Here is a 1822-nt window from a genome sequence, read left to right on the forward strand (position 1 = left end):
TACCATTGCGATATAATCACATTTTTCGGCTTCATCCATTACGTGAGTCGTTACAATAATCGTTTTCCCTTCATCGTTTTTCAATCTTAACAGCTCATTCCAAATACTTAATCTTAATTCAGGGTCTATTCCCACAGTAGGCTCGTCTAATATCAAAACTTGTGGATTTTGAATTAAAGCGATTGCAAGAGATAATCGACGTTTCATACCTCCTGAGTACGCTGACACTCTTTTATTAAGGTCTGCGGTCAAGTTAACTAATTGTGCTGCATAGGCAATCCGCTTCTGTTTTTCAGTTTTATCCAACTTAAAGAGCGATGCGAAAAACATAAGATTTTCTTTACCAGTAAGAGCTTCATATAAGGCATCTGATTGTGCCATATAGCCAATTTTTTGCAAGATATTTAAATTAGGCATTTTTTCTCCTAATAAATAGACAGAACCTTCATCGGGAACATCCATTCCAACAATCATCTTGATCAAGGTAGTTTTTCCAGCTCCCGAAGGCCCGATAAAACCATAGATGCTGCCTTGTTTAATATCTAAGCTTATTTCTTTTAATACTACTTTTTTACCGAAGCTTTTTGTGACTCCTTGAACTTGAATAGTATTAACTGCATTCATTATGTAATCCTCCTTTCAAAAAAGTGAGTGTTTACTCACTCGAGATTATTATAATTTCAAGTATGGTTGATTTGCAATAAAAAAGTGAGTAGTTACTCACTTTTAAGGGCTGCATATTAAATTTCTTATTCACTACTGCCACGTTAGCAAATGATGGTATATCCAGTTAATGGTAGTATACGGCCCACTTTAGTACTCTTTTTCCAGTTTTATATCCCCCTTTTATTCCCCTTTGATTGCATCCATGAAGCCAGCAGAACAAGAACATAGAAAAAGAAAATGGACATTTTGCTTGATTTAAAAAGAAAAAGAGATTAACATAAGCAATAACTTATATAATCGTTTACTTATGTTAGGACGGAGGAACAGATATGAAAAGTTTTGATGAAATATCACACTTGCTTAAGGTGGTAAGTGATTCGAATCGCTTAAAATTATTGGCTTGTTTAAAACAAGGTGAATTATGCGCTTGTGACTTTGAAGATGTTTTAAATATCTCTCAACCTGCTGTAAGCCAACAGTTAAAGAAATTAAAAGATGCCGGGATCATTTCCGAAAGAAAAGAGGGGACCTGGAAATATTATCGTCTAAACGAAAACCAGGAACCTTATATCCGATCTATACTGGACCATCTGAGTCCAATACATGTAGTTTGTTGCAGCGGAAACTGTGAATGGGAGGGGCAGTGATTGGTGATTGCTGCTGCTTCCTTCGGATTATATCCAATGGCATCTTTCCCTCTTCCCTGCTGCGATCAGTAAATGAAAAGAGCGCTCTTTTGAGTTAAGCTTTGCAGCTGCAATAGGTTCATCAGCAGCGGTTCCTGAGTAAATGCGGCACTGAAATGGTAGAAGCCATACTTTAAAACAAAAACATACATCATTGCACGGAGGAAAACATGAACACTAAAAAAGTTATCTACTTCTTATGCACAGGCAATTCCTGCAGAAGCCAAATGGCAGAAGGCTGGGCTAAAAAATACCTGGATGAAAGTTGGGAGATCAAAAGTGCAGGATTAGAAGCACACGGCTTAAATCCGAATGCTGTAAAAGCAATGAACGAAGTGGGAATCGATATCAGCAATCAAACGTCAGATGTGATTGATTTTGACACTTTAAACAGCGCAGAACTAGTCATCACTTTATGCGGACACGCAGCAGATCATTGTCCAGCTACGCCGCCACATATTAAACGAGTA

At 37.4% G+C, this 1822-nt stretch carries 3 protein-coding genes; 2 read left to right on the top strand and 1 reads right to left on the bottom strand.

Annotated elements, in window-relative coordinates:
* A partial coding sequence (locus AC52RT_RS10295; protein WP_495540661.1) for an ABC transporter ATP-binding protein occupies nt 1–624 on the bottom strand: 624 nt, incomplete at its 3' end.
* A 371-nt stretch (nt 625–995) separates the two neighbouring features.
* On the opposite strand from AC52RT_RS10295, the gene AC52RT_RS10300 reads away from it, so the two are divergent.
* Nucleotides 996–1313 carry an ArsR/SmtB family transcription factor gene (locus AC52RT_RS10300; protein WP_495540662.1) on the top strand — a complete coding sequence of 106 codons (318 nt, stop codon included), beginning with the start codon at nt 996–998 and terminating at the stop codon, nt 1311–1313.
* A gap of 209 nt (nt 1314–1522) precedes the next feature.
* Nucleotides 1523–1822, top strand: a 300-nt coding sequence (locus AC52RT_RS10305; RefSeq protein ID WP_495540663.1) for an arsenate reductase/protein-tyrosine-phosphatase family protein, incomplete at its 3' end; no start/stop codon positions are given.

Source organism: Peribacillus sp. (genome assembly GCF_059453735.1).

Bases quoted from the DNA above. Each gene is read 5' to 3' on its own strand.
- AC52RT_RS10300 (WP_495540662.1), top strand. From the start codon at position 996: ATGAAAAGTTTTGATGAAATATCACACTTGCTTAAGGTGGTAAGTGAT.